Source organism: Agathobacter sp. LCP21S3_B2 (assembly GCF_052118705.1).
Taxonomy (GTDB): domain Bacteria; phylum Bacillota; class Clostridia; order Lachnospirales; family Lachnospiraceae; genus Roseburia.
Genome location: NZ_JBQKGQ010000021.1, coordinates 24,098 through 46,707, shown reverse-complemented (window position 1 = coordinate 46,707; position 22,610 = coordinate 24,098). Strand labels below are relative to the sequence as shown.

Sequence of the window (22,610 nt, the reverse complement as noted above, 5' to 3'; positions counted from 1 at the left end):
TCAATAATAAAAATAAAACAGGAGATTAAAAAAATGAACAAACAAAACAAAAAAATCGCACAGGAAAAAAGAAGAATCGAGAGAGAGAAGGCAGAAAAGAAGGCAAAGGTTGTGAATCTGCTGAAATTCTGGGTGCCGGTAGTGGCAGTCGTTGTGGTAGTCATAGTGCTAATCTGGGCTGTTGCGACATCGGGCGGTTCATCGTCAAATGGCACTGATGGTACGCAAGCTGCATCACAGACCACAGAATCTCAGGCATCCGAGACACAAAGCAGTGATTCACAGACCGAGGCAGCAACACTGAATACAGAGACTGACACGGTTGCGGCAAACGGAGATAAGGTAAATATTGACTACACCGGATATATGGACGGAGAAAAATTCGAGGGTGGAAGCACTGATGGACAGGGCACAGACCTCGTGCTTGGCTCAGGCAGCTATATAGATGGCTTTGAGGACGGGGTGGTAGGTCACAAAGTGGGAGAAACCTTTGATTTAAACCTGAAGTTTCCGGATGATTATAAGGCAAATACAGAACTAGCCGGAAAGGATGTTACGTTTGAGGTGACTCTTAACGGTGTATATAAATAAAGAGGATAACACACATATATGGAAAAATCGTTTGAAGAGGTACTGGTACAGTTTTATGTTGACCAGTACAGGGAGAATGCGAAGAGAAGTACAGGTAAGCCTGTAAAGCTGGCACACTATATTCACAGGCTCAATAACAAAGCAAAATCAATTAAATATGCGCGATTTTCAAAAAATGAGACTGTGGCACTCAACAAGCTGCATCAGGAAATAAAAAGGCTTGCATTGATTACCTATTATTCCAACAATAAAAATGCAAGGCAGATTTTAAATAGAGAAATCCTTCCGCAGCTCGTCAGAGTGGATATGGAGCAGTTTGATGAGAAGGAGGCAGAGTATCTCACAGAGGATTTTCTAAAGCTTTTGCGCAAGGAGTATATAGGGGCGATATGTACCAGAAGCATGAAAGAGCTTTATAATGAGTACCGCAGCAAGGAGCTTAGAAGAGAGATTGTCACGCTGGTTCCGGCACGGCCTGAGCTTGAGTTTCCAAAAGCACAGAGCATGAAAAGGCACTTCATACTTCATATAGGCCCGACTAACAGCGGTAAGACATATCAGGCGCTTGAGAGGCTTAAGCTGGCGCAAAATGGAGTTTATCTGGGGCCGCTTCGCCTTCTGGCACTTGAGGTATATGAGAAGATGAATGATGCAGGCATACCATGCACCATGCTTACAGGCCAGGAGTGTCTTGAGGTATCAGACAGCAGAATTATAGCATCGACAGTGGAGATGCTTGACTGTGATAAGGAATATGATATCGCAGTGATTGATGAGGCACAGATGGTTGCAGATGATGACAGGGGACATTCGTGGACCAGGGCAATTCTTGGTACACTTGCTGGAGAGATTCATATATGCATGAGCCCGGTGGCAAAGGATGTAGTCATTCATCTGATTAATCTGTGCCACGACGAGTATGAGATAAGGGAGTATGAGAGAAAGACTGCGCTAAAGCTGGAGGATAAGCCGTTTTCATTTCCGCAGGATGTGAGAGAGGGCGATGCCTTTATCGTGTTTTCAAAGAAGTCGGTACTCAATATAGCAGGGCGTCTTGAGGAAAACGGCATAAAGCCAAGTGTCATATACGGAAGTCTGCCACCGGAAATAAGGCGCAGGCAGATGACGCTTTTTAATGAGAAAAAGACACAGGTTGTCGTGTCAACAGATGCGATAGGAATGGGACTCAATCTGCCGGTCAGAAGAATTGTATTTCTGGAGGTGGAAAAGTTTGATGGAGTATCAAGACGTCCGCTTGTCATCTCTGAGATAAAACAGATAGCGGGCCGTGCAGGCAGATTTGGTCTGTATGATACAGGTTATGTGACAGCTTTGGGACAAAAGAATCTGAATTATCTGAAGAATACGCTAAATATACCGGAACAGGATATTGATATAGTAAGTCTTGGCTTCCCACAGGTGCTCCTTACAATGGATGCGCCGCTTGATGCGATAATTAAGCTCTGGCATGAGGCAAAGCCATCAGCACCGTTTAGGAAAATCAATGTCGATGAGATATTGTTTTTGTATGGATATGCGTATAAGGAGCGATACTTTATCGCAGATTTTGATGACAAATATCTGCTTTATAAGATGATTACATGTCCTATAGATATAAAGGACAGGGAGCTTGTCAGACAATGGCTGCGCTACTGCATGTCGTATACATCTGATATCTCTCTCGACAAGCCTGATAAGCATTCAAAGTATCAGGGGCTCATGAAATACGAATCCTATTACAAAAAACTTGATTTGTACTATCAGTTTTCAGTCCGCATGGGCAAAATTGTGGAGGAGGACTGGCTTGAAAACGAGCGCGACAAAACACAGGCAAAGATTATGCAGCTTCTATCAAAGAACAAGGATGAGTATATCATCAGATGCCGGTATTGCGGCAGAATACTTCCGATTGGAAATTCACGCAATATATGCAGAGACTGCTACAGCATGATACGCAGGTAGCAGCCGGTTTATATTTTACGGTCAAGTCGTTGAATTTAGCTGTCCAATGTGGCATAATAGAAATAAGACCAAAATATGAATGGAGGAAGTTTTTATGGCAAACAATGAGTTACAGATTGCCGGCTCACAAGGTGAACTTAGAATTCGTCCTTACGAGCACCACGCAAAGTATTATGAAACAGATCAGATGGGTATAATCCACCATTCAAACTATGTCAAGTGGATGGAAGAAGCAAGACTTGATTTGATGGATCAGATAGGACTCAACTACAGGCAGATGGAGGAGATGGAAATCATAAGCCCGGTGCTGTCGATATCGGTAGAGTATCACAGTATGGTACATTTCGATGATACGGTCGTCATATACACAAAGCTGCTTAAGTATAACGGAATCAAGATGGAGCTTGAGTATGTCATGAAGGACAAAGAGACAGGCGAGCTTCGAACTACTGCAAAAAGCAGCCATTGCTTTTTGAACAAATCCGGCAAACCAATCTCATTAAAGAGAATGTATCCGGAATTAGATACAAAATTTTTTGAATTTAAAGAGGCATAATAAAATGATACAGGATAGATTAAAAGCATTGAGAAGCGAGATGGCAAAGAGGGGCATCTCGCTGTATGTGGTACCTACTGCTGATTTTCATGAGTCAGAGTATGTAGGAGAGCATTTTAAGGCACGCAAATATATTACAGGCTTCACGGGCTCAGCAGGAACCGCAGTCATCACTATGGATGAGGCAGGTCTATGGACAGACGGCAGATATTTTGTGCAGGCGGCTGCGCAGCTTAAGGATACCACTGTAAAGCTCTTTAAGATTGGCGAGGAGGGCGTACCGACAGTTGATGAGTATATAAAGGATACTCTTTCGGATGGCGGTGTAATAGGCTTTGACGGCAGAGTGGTAAATGCCGCATGGGGCAAAAGGCTTTCTGAAATTGCAAAAGAAAAGCATGGCAGCATGTATGTAAATGAGGATCTGATTGACCTTATATGGACAGACAGGCCTCCTATGTCAAAGGAGGCTGTCATGATTTTTGACAATAAATATACCGGTGAGGATATAAGTTCAAAGCTTAAAAGAGTCAGAGAGCAGATGGCACAAAAGGGTGCAACCCTTCATCTGATGTCATCACTTTACGATATCGCCTGGCTTTTAAATGTCAGGGGAGGCGACATAAGCTATGTGCCTGTAGTGCTTTCATACCTGGCACTGTCACAGGACAGCTGCATATGGTTTTTGCAGGAGGAGGTTGTGACAGAGACTCTTAAGGCATACCTCGATAAGAATGGTATACAGACAAGACCTTATGATGATTTTTATGAATATGTGAAGCATATTGATGAAAAAGAGACAGTGCTTTTAAATACATCGATTGTAAATTACCGCATCTGCGACAGCCTGCCGGATGGTGTTAAGGTGATTGATGCGGAGGATCCTACAGTTGTCATGAAGGCCGTAAAGAATGAAGTACAGCTTGAAAATCTGCGCAAGGCGCATTTAAAGGATGCAGTTGCGATGTGCAAGTTCATGTACTGGCTTAAGACAAATATAGGTAAGATACCTATGACAGAGATTTCGGCTTCAGATTATCTTGCATCGCTTAGAGCTGAGCAGGAGGGCTTTCTTGATTTGAGCTTTGCCACAATATGCGGATATGCTGATCATGGTGCTATTGTGCATTACTCTGCAACAGAGGAGTCTGACAGGCAGCTTAAGCCTGAGAGTCTTCTTTTGGTTGATTCAGGCGGACATTATCTGGAGGGAACCACAGATATCACGAGAACCTTTGCACTAGGCCCGGTGACTGACGAGATGAAGGATATGTTTACGAGAGTGTGCTGCTCAAATATGAACCTGGCAAATGCAAAGTTTAAGGAGGGCTGCTCGGGACTAAACTTTGATATTCTGGCAAGAGAGCCTTTCTGGGAGATTGGCATGGACTACAATCACGGCACCGGACACGGTGTGGGCTATGTGCTCAATGTGCATGAGGGACCAAACAGCTTTCACTGGAAGCAGTACCCGGGTAGAACTGCAGAGCGTGTGATAGAAGAGGGAATGGTCACTACAGATGAGCCGGGCATCTATTTAGAGGGCAAATTCGGTATTCGTACAGAGAATGAGCTTATCTGCCGAAAGGGCGAGAAAAATGAGTATGGCCAGTTTATGTATTTTGAGAATCTGACATATGTGCCTATAGATTTAGATGCGATTGATCCAAATCAGATGACAGACAGGGAAAAAGGATACCTGAATGCTTATCATGCGAGAGTTTATGAGCTTGTTTCACCATTTTTGAATGATGAGGAGGCCCAGTGGCTTAAGAAATATACAAGAGCTATTTAACGTTACTGCCTGCACTGCAGTGTGACCGGCAGCGATTACAACAATATTATAATTGACAGTAAGGAAAGTATCAAAATGAGTGAAAAGCTTGTACTTATAGACGGACACAGTATTTTAAACAGGGCATATCACGGGCTGCCTGATCTGACCAATTCGGAGGGGCTTCACACAAATGCAGTCTATGGATTTTTGAATATCATGTTCAAGATTCTTGACGAGGAAAAGCCTGACTATCTGATGGTGGCATTTGATGTGCATGCACCGACGTTTCGCCACAGGATGTTTGATGCGTACAAGGGCACGAGAAAGCCTATGGACGAGGAACTCAGGCAGCAGGTGCCTATGATAAAGGAAATGCTTAACGCTATGGGCATTAAAATCGTGGAAAAGGAAGGCTATGAGGCCGACGATATACTTGGAACTTTATCTGTCAGGGCAGAAAAGGCCGGTATGGATGTCGCCATCATTTCCGGAGACAGAGACCTTTTGCAGCTTGCGACTGACCATGTCATGGTAAGGATTCCAAAGACAAAGAAAACAGGAACCGAGATAGAAAACTACAATACAGCAGATGTTATCGAAAAGTACGGCGTCACTCCAAAGGAGTTTATCGATGTAAAGGCTCTGCAGGGAGATACGTCTGATAATATTCCCGGTGTACCCGGTATCGGCGAAAAGACAGCAGGCGCACTTATAGCAAAATATCACTGTATAGAGGCAGTACATGAGGACGCTGAGAATGTAAAGCCGCCAAGGGCTTCAAAGAATATAGTAGAGTATTGGGAGCAGGCGCTTATGAGCAAGGAGCTTGCGACAATCATACTTGATGCGCCGGTTGACTATGAATTTTCTGATGCAAAGCTTAGTGGCGGAGTAGAGTCACTCTACACTGAGGAAGCCTTTTTACTGTGCAAAAGATACGAATTCAAAAACATGCTGTCACGGTTTAATGTGGAGGCTCCTAAAAACAATGCCGAGGAGCATTTTGTGGTAGTAAGGGACTTAAAGACTGCTGAGAGTGTGTTTGAGAAGGCAAAGGACAAGGAGGTCGCTTTTGCGGTAGTACCGGGAGAGTCTTTGGGAAACAGCGAAAGTGATGGACAGCTAAGTCTGTTTTCGGAGCCGGTTTCGAACGATTATCTTGCTGTTTCGATTTGTTTTTCAGAGGAGGACATTTATTTTATCTGTACAGGTGATGAGATTTCAAGCAGCTTCCTGGATGAAAAAATAAATAACCTGGAAGTAAAGTCATGGATATCACCGGATTTAAAGACAAATCTGCACAGATTTAAGAGCAAAGAGATAAAGGCAGATGACAGAGGCAGATATTTTGACATGATGGTGGCTGCATACCTTATCAATCCACTTGTCGGGGAGTATCCCTATGATGCGGTTGCAAAGGACTATCTGGGGCTTATGCTCTCATCTAAAAAGGATTATCTGGGAAAGCTTGATTTTACTCAGATGATGAAGGAGGATGAGAAAAAGGCAGTGGACTGTGCCTGCTACGAGGTGTATACTGCCTGGAAATCAAAGCCGGTTCTTTTGCAGAAGCTAAAGGAAATGGATATGCTTACTCTTTACAGAGATATCGAGCTGCCACTCGTTTTCGTGCTGTATGATATGGAAAATGAGGGTATAAGGGCTGATGGAATAAAGCTAAAAGAGTATGGAGACAAGCTTGCTGTTTCAATAGCTGAGCTTGAAAAGAAAATATATGAGGCAGCAGGTGAGGAGTTTAATATAAATTCGCCAAAGCAGCTTGGAGTCATTCTATTTGAGAAGCTTGGTCTGCCAAATGAAAAGAAGACAAAGACCGGTTATTCGACTGCGGCAGATGTGCTTGAAAAGCTGGCACCTGAGTATCCGATTGTCGCGGATATATTGGAATACAGACAGCTCACAAAGCTAAAGAGCACATATGCTGACGGACTTTCGGGATATATTGCATCCGATGGCAAAATCCATACTACCTTAAATCAGACAATCACTGCGACAGGTCGTCTTTCAAGCACAGAGCCTAATCTACAGAATATCCCGATAAGGATTGAGCTGGGCAAGCTTATCAGAAAGGTATTTCTGCCTGAGGAGGGAGATCTGTTTGTTGACTCAGACTACTCGCAGATCGAGCTTCGGGTGCTGGCAGCGCTTTCAGGGGATGAAAGGATGATAGAGGCCTTTAAGAATGGTCAGGATATCCACAGAAGTACAGCATCCCTTGTGTTTGACACACCGTTTGATGAGGTCACAGACCTTCAAAGACGAAATGCAAAGGCTGTAAATTTTGGTATCGTATATGGCATCAGTGCGTTTGGCCTGTCTAACGACCTGGGGATTTCAAGGAAAGAGGCACAGGGCTATATAGACAGCTATTTTGTCAAATATCCAAAGATTAAGGAGTTTTTGGATCAGACGGTTTTGGATGCCAGGAAAAACGGCTATACAAAGACCATGTTTGGACGTATCAGACCGATTCCTGAGCTGAACTCGAGCAATTTCATGCAAAGACAGTTTGGAGAGAGAGTTGCGATGAACTCACCTATTCAGGGTACAGCAGCCGATATCATAAAGATTGCCATGATACGTGTGCATGACAGGCTTCTTGACGAGGGCTTAAAGTCAAGGCTTATCCTTCAGGTGCATGATGAGCTTTTAATTGAGACAAAGGAAGCTGAAAAGGATAAAGTGATTAAGCTTCTGGAGAAAGAGATGCGTGGTGCGGTGGACATGAAGGTATCCATGGAGGTGGGCACCGAGTGTGGCTATGACTGGTATGATGCGCATTGATGACAGAAAAGGAAACAGTATGATTTTTATAGGAATAACAGGTGGTGTAGGTGCCGGAAAATCGGCAGTGCTTGGCTATCTTAAGGAACTTGATGGTGTAAGGGTCATGCTCTCCGATGAGATAGCACATGAGCTGATGGAGCCGGGAAGCGACTGCTACAACAGATTAAAGGAATTGTTTGCGGGCGAACCGATATGGCTTGAGGACGGGCATTTTGACAGACCGGCACTTGCCAGAGTGATTTTTTCGGATAATAAAAAAAGAGAGCTCCTAAACGAAGTAGTACATCCGGCAGTAAAGGAATATGTGCTTAATGCAGTTAAAGAGGCAAAAAAAGAAGGTCTTTTCATGCTTGTGCTTGAAGCAGCACTCCTTATAGAGGAGGGATATGGTGAAATATGCGACGAGCTGTGGTATATTTATGCAAGCGAAGAAGTCAGAAGAAAAAGACTTAAGTCATCAAGAGGCTATTCAGATGAGAAGATTGACAGCATCTTTGCAAGCCAGCTTAAAGAAGATGAGTACAGAAGGCACTGCAGGGAGGTTATCGATAATGACGGAGATATCGAAAACACGATAGCTTCAATAAATAAAGCGCTTAGCAAATACAAGGAGTAGTGGAAATGAACAATGTATTCGGTTTGGATATTGGTACAAGAAATGTCGTAGGAACTGTTGGTTATCAGACTGATGACAAGGAATTTGTGGTTGCAGCACAGTATGTCAGGGAGCATGAGACCAGAGCCATGCTTGACGGTCAGATACATGATATAGGCAGGGTGGCAAAAACCATTAAGGAAGTAAAGGATGAGCTTGAAAAACAGATAGGACAGCCTCTTGAAGAGGTGTGTATAGCGGCCGCAGGACGAGTATTAAAGACTGTCACGACACATGTGGAGTATGAGTATGCACAGGAGTCTGTGGTGACAGGTGAGGATATACATACGCTTAATCTGCTTGGTATAGAAAAGGCACAGGAGGCACTCAAGGAGGTTAACGATACAAGCTATAAGTTTTACTGTGTGGGATATTCTACAGTAAAATTCTTTTTAAATGATGAGGTGTTTATCAGCCTTGAGGGTCATAAGGCAAACAAAATAGGCGAGGATATCATAGTTACATTTCTGCCTGAGGATGTGGTAGACGGACTGTATGCGGCAGTGGGACAGGCCGGGCTTAGTGTAGCCAATATGACATTGGAGCCTATCGCCGCTATCAATGTGGCAATTCCAGAGAACTATCGTATGCTTAATATCGCACTTGTCGATGTGGGGGCCGGAACGAGTGATATATCAATCACAAGGGACGGAAGTATTATTGCCTACGGCATGATACCGCATGCAGGAGATGAGCTGACAGAGGTTATCGTGCAGCATTTTCTCGTGGATTTTAACATGGCTGAGCACATAAAGCTTCAGTCTACGACCGGGGATACGGTTACATACAAGGATATCATGAGTATCGAGCACACGATTCCGGCAGAGGATGTGTGGGAGGTGGTGTCACCTGTTGTTGACAATATTGCTCATGAGGTATCGGCTAAAATAATAGAACTAAACGGTGATAAGACAGTAAGCGCCTGCTTTGTAGTCGGAGGCGGAGGCAAGATACACGGCTTTACGGAAAAGCTTGCGGAAGACCTTGACCTGCCGGAGGAAAGAGTCGCTCTAAGAGGTGAGGAAGTGCTTGGCGATGTGACTTTTGAGCAGGAGGATATTAAGAAGGATCCGCTTCTTGTCACTCCAATTGGTATATGTCTGAATTATTATGACCAGAGAAACAATTTTATCATGGTCAGATTCAACGGTGAGAGAATAAAGCTCTATGACAATAACAGGCTTACAATAGTCGATGCGGCGCTTCAGGCGGGATTTCCAAACAATGAGCTGTTTCCAAAGCGCGGCACACCGATAAACTTTACGGTAAACGGCGTGGCAAGGCTTGTAAGAGGCGAGGCCGGAGAGGGCGCAGTGGTGACCATGAACGGAAAGCCAGCAAGCATCAACACACCGCTTGAGCCAAACAGTGAGATAGTCATCGAGCCGTCCACAGCAGGAGAGGCAGCAGTGTATAAGATATCGCAGCTTGATGAGTACAATCATTCTGTCATTACATTTGTCATAAATGGCAGAAAGGTATCATGTCCAAGGTTTGTCCAGGTAAACGGAAGGCTTGAGCCGGAGGATTACAGCATCAGGGAAAACGATGTGATTGAGACAAGAAATTACTATACAGTGCGCCAGATTGCGCAGTTTATGGATCTCGTTATTGACACAGACCAGATGATATTTGTAAACAATGAAGAGGCGGATCTCGACACTCTTGTATATGAAAATTTCTCTGTTGAGTGGAAAACAGATGAATATGGTGTTGCAAGAATCGACAATAACACTTATAATGACACACAAGAGTCTGATACAGATGAGGCTTCGGTCACGGATGAACATGATGAAAATGCTGACTCAGTTCACGAAAAAACGGATGCAGATACAAATGATGCTTCGGTCTTAGCAGAGCCGGATGTAAACAGCACAGAGTCAGACAACACAGTGTCCAGAACATCAGAGCAGATGATGAATCAGGTGCTCGATGAGCTGCATGATGATTTTGCTAAAGAAGCTGAAGTATCTGCTGTGCCGGAAAACGAATTGCCGGAAAATGAATTGCCGAAAAATGATATACAGGAAGAAATACACGAAGAAGACTCATCAGAAAATACAATTACAGTAATTGTAAACGGTGAGCCTGTAGAGCTGTCCGGCAAGGATACATATATATTTGTCGATATATTTACCCATATCTCATTTGATTTACAGGCAGGAAAGGGCAGGGCAATAGCCACTGTAATAAATGGCAGGGATGCCCAGTTTTCCGAGGAGCTTCATGAGGGAGACCAAATAGAATTATACTGGAAAGAGAATTAACATGTTAGAATTATGCAGCATTGCCAGCGGCAGCAGTGGAAACTGTATATGTGTGGGCACAGATGATTGTCATGTGCTCATAGACGCGGGCATCAGCGGTAAGAAAATAGAAAACGGACTGAATGAATTTGATATGACTGCCACAGATATGCAGGGCATTCTTGTGACGCATGAGCATATAGACCACATCGCAGGGCTTGGTGTCATGGCAAGGCGCTATCATATTCCGATTTATGCCACAAAGGCCACAATCGGTGCCATAAAATGTACCAAATCCGTTGGAAATATAGATGATGAGCTGTTTCATCCTGTTGAGGCAGGCGTCGATTTTACAATAGGCGATATAGAGTTTGAGCCGCTTCACATATCACACGATGCGGCTGATCCTGTCGCGTACAGGTTTAAAAATGAAAATCATGCGATGGCGGTCGTGACAGACCTTGGCACGTATGATGACACACTGGTTTCAAAGCTTCAGAACCTTGACGGACTGCTGCTTGAAGCCAATCATGATATAAATATGCTCCAGACAGGGGCGTATCCTTATCCGCTCAAGCGCAGAATCATGGGTGACAGCGGGCACTTGTCGAATGAGAGAAGCGGGCAGTTGTTATGCGAGCTTCTTCATGATAAATTTGGCTCAGTAATACTGGGACACCTTAGTAAAGAAAACAACTACGAAAAGCTGGCGTATGAAGCTGTCAGGCTTGAGGTCACAATGGGAGACAATCCATATAAGGCAAGTGATTTCCCTATGTATGTGGCTAAGAGAGACAGGGCATCAGACCGCATAGCCGTAGAATAAGAGAACAGGAGAATAAGTTGTTATGGATAACACAAAGAACAAAGTAATCATCACAGTTGTCGGAAAAGACACAGTAGGAATCATCGCAAAGGTATGTACATATCTGTCAGAGGGCAGTGTAAACGTGCTTGATATCTCACAGACTATCGTTTCAGGTTATTTCAACATGATGATGATTGTTGATATGGCAAATGCTACAGCTTCATTTGCAGAGATTTCTGACCAGCTTGATGCACTTGGAGAAGAAATTGGTGTAACAATAAAGTGTCAGAAGGAAGAAATCTTTGAGATGATGCATCGAATCTAGTTTAGCATAAAAATGTCATACACAGTTAAAGGAGAACAGCAAAATGATTAATATTGGTGAAGTAATTGAGACCAATGACATGGTGGAGAAGGAAAATCTTGACGTGCGTACAATCACACTCGGTATCAGCCTGCTCGACTGTATAGACTCAGACCTTGCAAAGGTAAATGAGAATATCTACAACAAGATTACAACACTTGCAAAGGATCTTGTGGCAACAGGAAAAGAGATAGAGAACAACTACTGTATCCCTATCGTAAACAAACGTATTTCAGTTACGCCTATCGCCCTTGTCGGTGGTGCGGCCTGCAAGAGCTCAGAGGATTTTGTTACCATAGCAAAGACACTCGACAAGGCGGCAAAAGAGGTAGGTGTCAACTTCATCGGTGGATACTCAGCACTTGTGTCAAAGGGCATGACAAAGGCGGATGAGCTTTTAATAAAATCAATCCCTCAGGCAATGCTTGAGACAGACCTGGTATGCAGCTCTGTAAATGTTGGCTCTACAAAGACCGGAATCAACATGGATGCAGTAAAGCTGATTGGCGAGATGATAAAGGAGACAGCAGAGGTGACAAAGCACCTTCCTGTATCAGGCTGTGCCAAGTTTGTTGTATTCTGCAACGCTCCTGATGACAATCCGTTTATGGCAGGAGCCTTCCATGGTGTGACAGAGGCAGATGCCATCATCAATGTAGGTGTCAGCGGACCGGGAGTAGTAAAGACTGCCCTTGAAAAAGTAAGAGGCGAGAACTTTGAGGTGCTCTGTGAGACAATCAAGAAGACAGCCTTCAAGGTTACTCGAGTAGGACAGCTCGTGGCAAAGGAGGCTTCAAAGAAGCTTGGAGTACCATTTGGAATCATAGACCTTTCACTTGCACCTACACCGGCTATCGGAGACTCTGTAGCAGATATTCTCTGCGAGATAGGCTTAGAGAGAGCCGGAGCTCCGGGAACAACAGCAGCACTTGCACTCTTAAACGATCAGGTGAAAAAGGGCGGTATCATGGCATCCTCATATGTCGGCGGCCTCTCAGGTGCCTTTATTCCTGTATCGGAGGATCAGGGAATGATAGATGCCGTAAATGATGGTGCACTCACTCTCGAAAAGCTTGAGGCTATGACCTGTGTGTGCTCAGTGGGACTTGACATGATTGCAATCCCGGGCGATACAAAGGCCACCACAATTTCAGGAATTATCGCAGATGAGATGGCTATCGGTATGATAAACCAGAAGACAACAGCCTGCAGACTGCTTCCAGCAATCGGAAAGGATGTAGGTGATGTGGTAGAAATCGGAGGACTCCTTGGAAGTGCACCGGTTATGCCGGTAAACAGATTCTCTTGTGATGCATTTGTAAACCGCGGTGGAAGAATCCCGGCACCTATTCACAGCTTTAAAAATTAGTAAATAATGGCATTGTTTACAAGCATGTACTTATAAGAATAACTTATAAGTACATGCTTATTTTAAAGTGGTACTTGACAATGACAAAAATACATGCTTAAATAAAGACAGTTATATGACTGACGGAAGTGGATAACCGCATGGAGTATAACAGTTGATTGCCGACCGTCTGGGCGCACATTTATATAAGTTTCATGCAGAGCTTTATATTATTATGTGTGTTCAGACGGTCTTTTTTATTCCGGCAGGCCCGAGTAATTTGGGGATGCAGACCACATTATCAGAAAACATGGAGGATGACATGGAAAGAGTATCATTAGCAAAGGAATTATCAAGCACAACATACCCTGGCAGAGGTATCGTAATCGGCCGCACAAAGGATGGTAAGAAGGCTGTAACAGCATACTTTATCATGGGCAGAAGCGAAAACAGCCGCAACAGAGTATTTGTAGAGGATGGCGAGGGCATCAGAACACAGGCATTTGACCCTTCAAAGCTTGAGGATCCAAGTCTTATCATTTACGCACCTGTAAGAGTGCTCGGCAACAAGACAATTGTCACAAACGGTGACCAGACAGATACTATCTATGAGCTGATGGACAAGCAGCAGACATTTGAGCAGGCATTAAGGACAAGAGAGTTTGAGCCTGACGCTCCTAACTATACACCAAGAATTTCAGGAATCATGCATATTGACAATGGCGAGTTCAACTACGCTATGTCAATCTTAAAGAGCAACAACGGCAATCCTGATGCATGCAACAGATATACATTTGCATACTCAGCACCGGTTGCGGGAGAGGGACATTTCATCCATACATATATGGGCGATGGAAATCCACTGCCAAGCTTTGAGGGTGAGCCTACATGGGTAGACATCGATGGAGATATCGACGAGTTTACCAATATGGTATGGGAGAACCTTAACGAGGACAATAAGGTATCACTTTTTGTAAGATATATTGATATCGCAACAGGCGAGTATGAGAGCAGAATCGTAAACAAAAACAAATAAAACACTATATAAACGGTCAAATATACAAGATAAGCAGATAAAAACAGGAGAACAGAAAAATGCAGGAATACGAATTAAAATACGGATGTAACCCAAATCAGAAACCGGCCAGAATATTTATGAAGGAGGGAGAGCTTCCTATAAAAGTGCTTAACGGCAGAGCCGGATATATCAACTTCCTTGATGCCTTTAACGGATGGCAGCTTGTAAGAGAGCTTAAGAAGGCAACAGGTCTTCCAGCCGCAACATCCTTCAAGCATGTTTCACCTGCAGGCGCAGCAGTTGGACAGCCACTTTCAGATGTGGAGAAAAAGATTTACTGGGTTGATGATATGGATATTGAGTTTACACCGCTTGCAAATGCATATATCAGAGCAAGAGGCGCTGACAGAATGTCATCATTTGGTGATTTTATTTCACTTTCAGATGTATGTGACAAGAGCACTGCACTTGTAATCAAGAGAGAGGTATCAGACGGTGTTATCGCACCGGGCTACACAGACGAGGCTCTTGAGATTTTAAAGGCTAAGAAGAATGGCAATTACTGTGTTATCGAGATTGACCCGACATATGAGCCGGCACCTATCGAGAGAAAGGATGTATTTGGCATCACATTCGAGCAGGGCAGAAATGAGCTTCATATTGATGATGATTTCTTCTCAAATATCGTGACAGAGAACAAGGAACTCACAGAGCAGGCTAAGATCGATCTGGCAATCTCAATGATTACTTTAAAGTACACACAGTCCAACTCTGTATGCTATGTAAAGGGCGGCCAGGCAATCGGTATCGGAGCAGGCCAGCAGTCTCGTATCCACTGTACCAGACTTGCAGGTTCAAAGGCAGACAATTGGTGGCTTCGTCAGTCCCCACAGGTGCTTGGACTTCAGTTCGTGGATGGTATCAGACGTGCAGACCGCGACAATACTATTGACCTTTATATCGGTGAGGATTATATGGATGTGCTTGCAGAGGGCGAGTGGCAGAAGTTCTTCAAGGTAAAGCCGGATGTATTTACAGCAGAGGAGAAGAGAGCTTGGCTTGACAAGAATACAGATGTAGCACTTGGCTCTGATGCATTCTTCCCATTTGGTGACAACATTGAGCGTGCGCACAAGAGTGGCGTGAAGTATGTAGCCCAGCCGGGTGGTTCTGTGAGAGATGACCATGTTATTGATACATGTAATAAGTACGGTATGGTAATGAGCTTTACAGGAATCAGACTTTTCCATCACTAATCACAAGGTATAGCGGTTATTAAGCTGAATTGAAGCACAATAAGTGATTCAATAATAGGAGACTTCATGATATAATTACAGTATACATTTTATACAGTAGTTAATCATGGAGTCTTTTTATGTCATTACAGTTTATCACAGGTAATTCAGGAAACGGAAAAACAAAATATCTATTTAACAGGGTATTGAAAGAGGCAAAGGCAAATCCGAGGGATAATTATCTCATCATAGTGCCTGAGCAGTTTACAATGCAGACGCAGAGACAGCTTGTGGATTTGTCGGAGAACAAAGCCATAATGAATATAGACGTATTAAGCTTTAAGCGTCTGGCATACAGAGTGTTTGATGAGCTTGGAATCACGAGGCTTACGGTGCTGGAGGAGACCGGTAAAAACCTGGTGCTCAGGAAGCTCGCGGGCCAGGAGGCGGATAAGCTTGGTGTGATAGGCAGAAACTTAAACCGTATCGGCTATATAAGTGAGGTGAAGTCGCTCCTTTCTGAGCTTGTGCAGTACAATATATCGCCACAGGATCTGGAAAAATATATTGCCTCCGGCAGGCTTTCAGATACGCTTTCCGGTAAGCTTAAGGATGTACTTGTTCTGTATGAGGCATTTGAGAAGTTCATGCAGGACAAATATATCACGGCAGAGGAAATACTTAATGTGCTCTGTGATGTGGCAGAGGAGTCTACTATTCTTAGGAATTCAGTCATTGCATTTGATGAATTTACAGGATTTACACCTATACAGAATCAGCTCATGAAAAAGCTCTTTCTCATTTCAAAGAAAATATATGTCACACTCACAATTGACTGTCGTGAGGACATTTTTAAGAGCAGGGGCATGCATGAGCTGTTTGACATGCCCAAAAGGACAGTAAAATCACTCACTGAAATGGCAGCGTTTTATGGAATAGAGGTCGAGGAGCCAATTATACTTGATAAAAACTACAGATTGGCAGAAAATGAAGAGCTAGGCTTTATGGAGCAGCAGCTTTTCAGAAAAAGCAGGCATGCCTTTGAAAAAGCACCAAAGCACATTCATATAGATTGTCTGCGTGATCCAAAGCAGGAGCTGACAAAGATAGCCAGAACTATAAATGAGCTTGTCAGAAACGAAAACCTGCGTTATCGTGATATTGCGATAGTCACGGGAGATGTGAATACATATGCCGGTTATGTGCGGGAGATATTTGACAAATACAATATTCCATACTTTATCGATGCTACACAGGAGATACTTTTTCATCCGTTTATTGAGTTTATCAGATCCATTCCGGATATTGCGGCACAGAATTTTTCCGCTGATTCGGTGTTTAGATTTTTGCGGTGCGGGTTTTGTGAGCTTTCGGACAGTGAAATAGACATACTTGAAAACTACGTGCTCGCCTGTGGTGTGAGAGGCAAAAGCGCATGGGACAAAAAGTGGGTCAGGCTGCCAAAGAATAAGGCGTGCTATGACCTTGAGCTTTTAAACAAAAGCAGGGAGTATATAATTGAGCTTCTAAAGCCGGTATATCAGGTGTTTTCCGATAAAAACTCAAAGGTTAAGGACTATGTGCTGGGGATATATAATCTGACAGTTTCACTTGATATACCTGATAAGCTTGCAAAAAAGGAACAGACACTGCTTGAAGCAGGAAATCAGACCGCATCAAAGGAATACGGACAGATATACAAAATAGTCATGCAGCTCTTTGAAAAATATGTGGCGGTGCTTGGTGACGAGTGCATGGATGCTGAGGAATTTACACAGATATTGGATGCAGGGCTTGATGCAGCAGAGGTGGCAGTCATACCGCCGGGATACGACACAGTGACCATTGGAGATATTGAGAGAACGCGTCTGACCAATATAAAGGTCATGTTTTTTGCAGGTGTGAATGATGGGATTGTGCCAAAGGCAGCAGGAAGAGGCGGCATCATATCACAGTATGAGAGAGAGGCGCTTAAGGAGATGGATATAGAGCTGGCGCCGGGTGCCAGGGAGCAGGCGTTTATACAGAGGTTTTATCTGTATCTGAACATGACGAAGCCATCTAAGGAGCTTTATATCAGCTACATCAGGCTTGACAGTGAGAAAAAGGCTGCCCAGCCTTCGTATCTCATAGGTATATTAAAGGGAATGTTTCCAAAGCTTGTGGCGACGGAAACAGAAGATGTAGAGCAGCTTGTGGATCTTTCAAGCAAAAGAAGTGCCATGGACTATCTGCTGTCAAACGAGGTGGATGACAGATGGTGTGAGATTGCGGCAGCATTGCTGCTTTATGATGATACAGCTGCGGATGATGAGGCCGGTAATGAGGCAGATGATAAAGGATATGTTAAGGAAAATGAAGTGGAGCGGCTCATTGAGGCAAGGTTTGAGCATTATTCCAAGGATCCGATAAGCCGTAATGTGGCAAGAAGCATATATGGCAGGCATATGGAGGGCAGCATCACGCGTTTTGAACAGTTTGCAAGGTGTGCATATGCTCATTTCCTGAACTATGGACTGAGACTTAAGGAGCGCGAGGAGAGCGGATTCTCATCACTGGATATGGGAAATATATATCATGAGGCACTGGAAAAATACAGCAGGAAGCTTGATAAAGAAAATGCTGACTGGTTTAATGTGTCTGATGAGCTGCGAAAGGAGCTTTCCGATGAGTCGATAGATGAGGTGATCAACGAGTATGCAGCCTATGGAATATTTGATACGGCGGAAAGCCTGCACACGGTCAGCCATATGAAGGCAGTTTTCAGACAGACGGTATGGGCACTCACGGCTCAGATACGCAAGGGCAGCTTTGTGCCGGAGAAGTTTGAGTTTGACTTTTACGAGAGTCTTGATATGGAGGGGGACGTCAGAGTTGATATAAAGGGAAGGATAGACAGGACTGATACCTATACCGACGATGGCAGGATGTTTATCAAGGTGCTGGATTACAAGTCCGGAAAGACAGTATTTGACCTGGTAAAGCTATATTATGGAACACAACTGCAGCTTGCTGTGTATATGGATGCAGTGATGTCGCAAAAGGAGGAGGCACTGCCTGCTCTTTCTGTGGAGCCTGGAGGAATGCTGTATTATCACATAGATGATCCTGTGATAGACCTTAAGGATGTTCCGCCGGACGAGGAACTATCAGAGGATGATATCAATCAGATGATACTCAGGCAGCTAAAGCCGGACGGACTCATCAATTCGGATGAAAAGGCATATAGGGGCATGGACAGCGATTTCGAAAAAAGCTCGGATGTCATTCCTGTCACCTTAAAAAAGGATCAGACGCCAAATGCATATTCAAAGGTTGCATCAGGTGAGGAGTTTGAGGTAATAACGCGCTTTGCGCGCGCAAAGCTTAAGGAGATTGCAAAAGACATCTATGACGGCTGTGTGGATGTCAATCCTATAAAGAACAAAAAGATGGATAGCTGTGCATATTGCGCGTTTGAGTCTATATGCAGGCATGATTCAAGGCTGCCGGGATTTGCCGACAGAACATATAACGGTGATAAAAAGGATGATGTGCTTGACCGTATGCGCACACAGACGGCGGCGCTTGAACACAAAAATGAGTATGGAGACAAGTCATGAGTGTAGAATGGACCAGTGAACAGAAAAAGGTTATAGATTTAAGAGACAGGGATATACTTGTCTCAGCGGCAGCAGGCTCCGGCAAGACAGCGGTGCTTGTTGAGAGAATCGTAAACAGAATATGTGTGGACAATCCCCCTGTGGACATTGACAGAATGCTTGTGGTGACTTTTACAAAGGCGGCTGCAGCAGAGATGCGTGAGCGTGTCAGCCGCGCAATAGAAGCAAGACTGCAAAAGATACCTGACGATGAAAATCTGCAAAAACAGGCGACACTTGTCCACAATGCACTTATCACGACAATTGACTCATTTTGCCTTTTTGTAGTGCAGAACAATTTTTCGCAGATTAATCTGGACCCGGATTTCAGGATAGCGGACCCGGCGGAGCTTAAGCTTATGCTAAAGGATGCGCTTTCGGAGGTGTTTGAGGAAAATTATAAAAGACAGGACAATGAGGCATTTCTGAACCTGGTGGATACATACAGCAAGGGACGGAGTGATGCAGCAGTCAGAGAAATGATAGAGGCTATATACTATAAGGCAGGAAGTTCATCCTGGCCTAAGAAATGGATTAGCGGCCTGTCAGGCTTATATGAGGTGGCATCTGTAAAGGAATTTGAAAGGTCAGAGGTGATAAAGGAGCTTACAGACTACTGCAGGGTTTTGATTTATGAGGCTGTGCAGGAGCTTGAGCAGGCAAGAAGTCTTGCGTTAAGTACCGCAGGACTTGAAAAATATGCCATAACACTAACGGATGATTTAAAGCTTTTTGAGGGTCTGGATGAGGCAGAGGATTACAGCAGCTTACAGGCACTTGTGAAAAAAATAGCATTTGGCAGGATTGCCATAATAAAAAAATTTGACGGCGATGCGAAGCTCAAGGATAGAATAAAAACTATGCGCGATGAAGCCAAAAAGAAGGTGGATGGCATACAGAAGAAGTATTTTGGCATGTCTATTGAGCTTATGTACGAGCAGCTTGTGAGACAGAAACCGTTCATTGATGAGCTGATTCGACTTTCCCTTGAGTTTTATGAGGTGATGGAAGCAAAAAAAATAAAAAAGAGAGTGTTTGATTTTGCTGATATTGAGCATTTTGCACTGCGTATTCTTGTTGATGAAGATACACTCCTGCCTACAGAGACGGCGAAGGATTTTTCAGCTCATTTTGAGGAAATCATGATAGATGAGTATCAGGATTCAAATCAGGTGCAGGAGGATATTTTAAGGGCTGTATCGGGAGAGTGGCATGGCAAAAACAATATGTTTATGGTGGGCGATGTAAAGCAGAGTATATACAGGTTCAGAATGGCCCGTCCAGAGCTTTTTATGGAAAAATATAATTTGTACACGACTGATGACAGTGAGCATCAGAGGATTGACCTGCACAAAAATTTCCGAAGCAGAACTCAGGTATTAGATTTCACTAACGACATTTTCTACAAAATTATGTCAGCAGATTTGGGCAATGTGCAGTATGATGATGACGCAGCGCTGTATCCGGGCGCAGGCTATCCTGAGGCAGATGATGATATGAAGCCGGAGCTTCTTTTGGTGGATTACAAGGACGAGGAGCTTTCAGATATTGTAGAGGATGAGGAGGGGGATAAGGTTCAGCTAGAGGCTTTGATGATAGCAAACCGCATAAAGGAGCTTATGGCCTGCGGCAAAGTAACAGACAAGGAGACAGGGGCGCTTAGAAGTCCGCAATACAGGGATATTGTCATACTGTCCAGAAGCGTTGCAAGCTGGGGCAATACGGTATCACAGGTGCTCAAGGACTGTGACATTCCGGCACATGTTGAGTCAAATACGGGATATTTTTCTTCTTATGAAATACAGGTGATTTTGTCGATGCTTCGTATACTGGACAATCCACTGCAGGATATTCCGATGGCAGCAGTCCTTGCATCTCCTATTGTCGGGCTTGATGATGAGGAGCTTGCACAGATTAAGGCATTTTATCCCGGGGAGAGTTTTGCTCAGGCGGCACTCAGGGCAATGGCAGGCGAAGCTGACTATGAGGACGAAAAGCTTAGGCACTTTAATGAGGTTTATGGAAGGCTGCGCGCGGCAGTTGCTGATACACCAATCCATGAGCTTTTGTATATGATGCTTGGTGAGACCGGCTTTTACAGCTATGCCTCTGCCATGCCGGCAGGCAAAAAGCGCCGACAAAACATAGATATGCTTATAGAAATGGCTGTGTCATATGAAAAAACAAGCTATAAGGGACTGTTTCATTTTGTGAGATATATAGATATACAGCAGAAATATGAGATAGATTACGGTGAGGCTGATACGGCAGGTGAGAATGATGACGTGGTGCGCATTATGACCATACATAAGAGTAAAGGATTAGAGTTTCCGATAGTGTTTGTATCAGGGCTTGGTAAAGGCTTTAATATACAGGAGCTTAAATCAGACCTTGTCATACACAGTGATTTGGGGCTTGGGCTTGTCGAAAAGACAAAAAGTCCAAGGACGAAAAGACCATCTCTTGTGAGAAATGAAATAGAAAGCCGCATCAAAAGAGAAAATTCAGGTGAGGAGCTTAGAGTACTCTATGTGGCTTTGACAAGAGCAAAGGAAAAAATTATACTGACAGGTGGTATTTCAAATGCGCAGAAGGCATTTGAAAAATATCGCGGAAATGTCAATAAGGGGCAGCCGATAAGCTTCGGACAGAGGGAGAGTGCGGGCTGCTATCTGGACTGGATAATTCCCGCAATGCTGTCTTATCCTGATAAATACACGGTTTCAACGGTAGATGCCACAGAGTTTGCCACCAGAAGGGCTGTTGATATGGCTTCAAATGATATATCAAAGGCGGCTCTAGCCGACAGAATATCAAAAGTCAGTAAGGAAATCACAGAGAAAATAGCAGCAGACTTTGATTTTGAATATGCATACGCTTCGGATATAAGCAAAAAGAGCAAATATTCAGTATCAGAGCTCAAGCACGATTCAATGGTGGAAAAATATGACAGCACAGAAAAAGAGGCTGAAATTCCTGAGTTTCTGCAGGAAGAGAAGGACATATATGTCCCATCGTTTGAGCAGAATACGACAGATATCAATCCCGGAGCATTGCGAGGCACTGCAATGCACCGCGTGATGGAATGCCTGGACTTTAAGAGTATATGTGGCATTGATACATCAGACAGAGAAGGTGTAGGCACGTTCGTGAAGCAGGAGCTGGACAGAATGCTTGAAAAGGGGCTTATCGCGGATGAAATGTATAGGCTTGTAAATCCAAAGCTGATAGAGGGTTTTGTGGCATCAAAGGTAGGACAACGCATGGCAGAAGCTGCTGCAAGAGGCGATTTGTTTCGTGAGAAGCCATTTGTCATGGATTATGACGGAGTGCTGGTGCAGGGAATTATAGATGCGTTCTGGCTGGAAAATGATAAAATAGTGCTTCTTGATTACAAAACAGACAGAGTAAATGAAGAGCATGAGCTTGTAGACCGCTACAAGACACAGCTTGATTTGTATGCGGATGCGCTTGGCAGGATATTTTCTGCGGGTGACAAAAATGCAGAGATTAAGGAAAAGCTTATATACTCATTCAGATTGCAGAAAAGTATTGGCATTGATAAGTAATATATTATATAATAATCTAAGCTTATAAACAT

Annotated in this window: 14 protein-coding genes and 1 riboswitch; all 14 genes read left to right on the top strand. The window is 43.9% G+C overall.

Features of this window, described 5'->3' with window-relative positions; all coding sequences use genetic code 11:
- Window positions 1–33 precede the first annotated feature (33 nt).
- The 14 genes from ACTQ1L_RS13305 (at window position 34) to addA (ending at window position 22,578) form a co-directional block, all read left to right on the top strand.
- Window positions 34–591: an FKBP-type peptidyl-prolyl cis-trans isomerase gene (locus ACTQ1L_RS13305; protein WP_441367640.1), complete on the top strand. Its 558-nt coding sequence runs from the start codon at window positions 34–36 to the stop codon at window positions 589–591.
- Window positions 592–609: 18 nt separating this feature from the next.
- Window positions 610–2,553 carry an SUV3 family DEAD/DEAH box RNA helicase gene (locus tag ACTQ1L_RS13300; protein ID WP_321110364.1) on the top strand — a complete coding sequence of 648 codons (1,944 nt, stop codon included), beginning with the start codon at window positions 610–612 and terminating at the stop codon, window positions 2,551–2,553.
- A gap of 94 nt (window positions 2,554–2,647) precedes the next feature.
- On the top strand, window positions 2,648–3,109 hold the full coding sequence (locus ACTQ1L_RS13295; RefSeq protein WP_022293702.1) for an acyl-CoA thioesterase: 462 nt from the start codon (window positions 2,648–2,650) through the stop codon (window positions 3,107–3,109).
- Window positions 3,110–3,113: 4 nt separating this feature from the next.
- The gene (locus tag ACTQ1L_RS13290) at window positions 3,114–4,904 is read left to right on the top strand and encodes an aminopeptidase P family protein (RefSeq protein ID WP_441367637.1); all 1,791 of its coding nucleotides are present in this window, start codon (window positions 3,114–3,116) and stop codon (window positions 4,902–4,904) included.
- A 75-nt stretch (window positions 4,905–4,979) separates the two neighbouring features.
- Window positions 4,980–7,691 carry a DNA polymerase I gene (gene polA, locus ACTQ1L_RS13285; protein WP_441367636.1) on the top strand — a complete coding sequence of 904 codons (2,712 nt, stop codon included), beginning with the start codon at window positions 4,980–4,982 and terminating at the stop codon, window positions 7,689–7,691.
- Window positions 7,669–8,310, top strand: coding sequence for a dephospho-CoA kinase (gene coaE / locus ACTQ1L_RS13280; protein ID WP_441367648.1), 642 nt, complete (start codon window positions 7,669–7,671; stop codon window positions 8,308–8,310). Before polA ends, coaE begins: the two co-directional genes overlap by 23 nt.
- 5 nt (window positions 8,311–8,315) lie before the next feature.
- Window positions 8,316–10,616, top strand: a complete 2,301-nt coding sequence (gene pilM / locus ACTQ1L_RS13275) for a pilus assembly protein PilM (protein ID WP_441367634.1) — start codon at window positions 8,316–8,318, stop codon at window positions 10,614–10,616.
- Between the two features lies 1 nt (window position 10,617).
- Window positions 10,618–11,421: an MBL fold metallo-hydrolase gene (locus ACTQ1L_RS13270; RefSeq protein ID WP_441367632.1), complete on the top strand. Its 804-nt coding sequence runs from the start codon at window positions 10,618–10,620 to the stop codon at window positions 11,419–11,421.
- Between the two features lie 22 nt (window positions 11,422–11,443).
- Window positions 11,444–11,728: an ACT domain-containing protein gene (locus ACTQ1L_RS13265; protein WP_012742407.1), complete on the top strand. Its 285-nt coding sequence runs from the start codon at window positions 11,444–11,446 to the stop codon at window positions 11,726–11,728.
- A gap of 43 nt (window positions 11,729–11,771) precedes the next feature.
- Window positions 11,772–13,136 (top strand): PFL family protein, encoded by a 1,365-nt coding sequence (locus tag ACTQ1L_RS13260; RefSeq protein ID WP_117714270.1) that lies wholly within the window; start codon window positions 11,772–11,774, stop codon window positions 13,134–13,136.
- A 105-nt stretch (window positions 13,137–13,241) separates the two neighbouring features.
- Window positions 13,242–13,318: riboswitch (ZMP/ZTP riboswitch) on the top strand.
- Window positions 13,319–13,437: 119 nt separating this feature from the next.
- Entirely contained in the window at window positions 13,438–14,151 is a 714-nt protein-coding gene (locus tag ACTQ1L_RS13255) for an IMP cyclohydrolase (RefSeq protein WP_109257032.1), read from the top strand.
- Between the two features lie 59 nt (window positions 14,152–14,210).
- Window positions 14,211–15,389 carry a phosphoribosylaminoimidazolecarboxamide formyltransferase gene (locus ACTQ1L_RS13250; RefSeq protein ID WP_308496180.1) on the top strand — a complete coding sequence of 393 codons (1,179 nt, stop codon included), beginning with the start codon at window positions 14,211–14,213 and terminating at the stop codon, window positions 15,387–15,389.
- A gap of 119 nt (window positions 15,390–15,508) precedes the next feature.
- The gene (locus tag ACTQ1L_RS13245; RefSeq protein WP_441367630.1) at window positions 15,509–18,970 is read left to right on the top strand and encodes a PD-(D/E)XK nuclease family protein; all 3,462 of its coding nucleotides are present in this window, start codon (window positions 15,509–15,511) and stop codon (window positions 18,968–18,970) included.
- Window positions 18,967–22,578, top strand: a complete 3,612-nt coding sequence (addA, locus tag ACTQ1L_RS13240; protein WP_441367629.1) for a helicase-exonuclease AddAB subunit AddA — start codon at window positions 18,967–18,969, stop codon at window positions 22,576–22,578. Before ACTQ1L_RS13245 ends, addA begins: the two co-directional genes overlap by 4 nt.
- The last annotated feature ends 32 nt before the right edge of the window (window positions 22,579–22,610 follow it).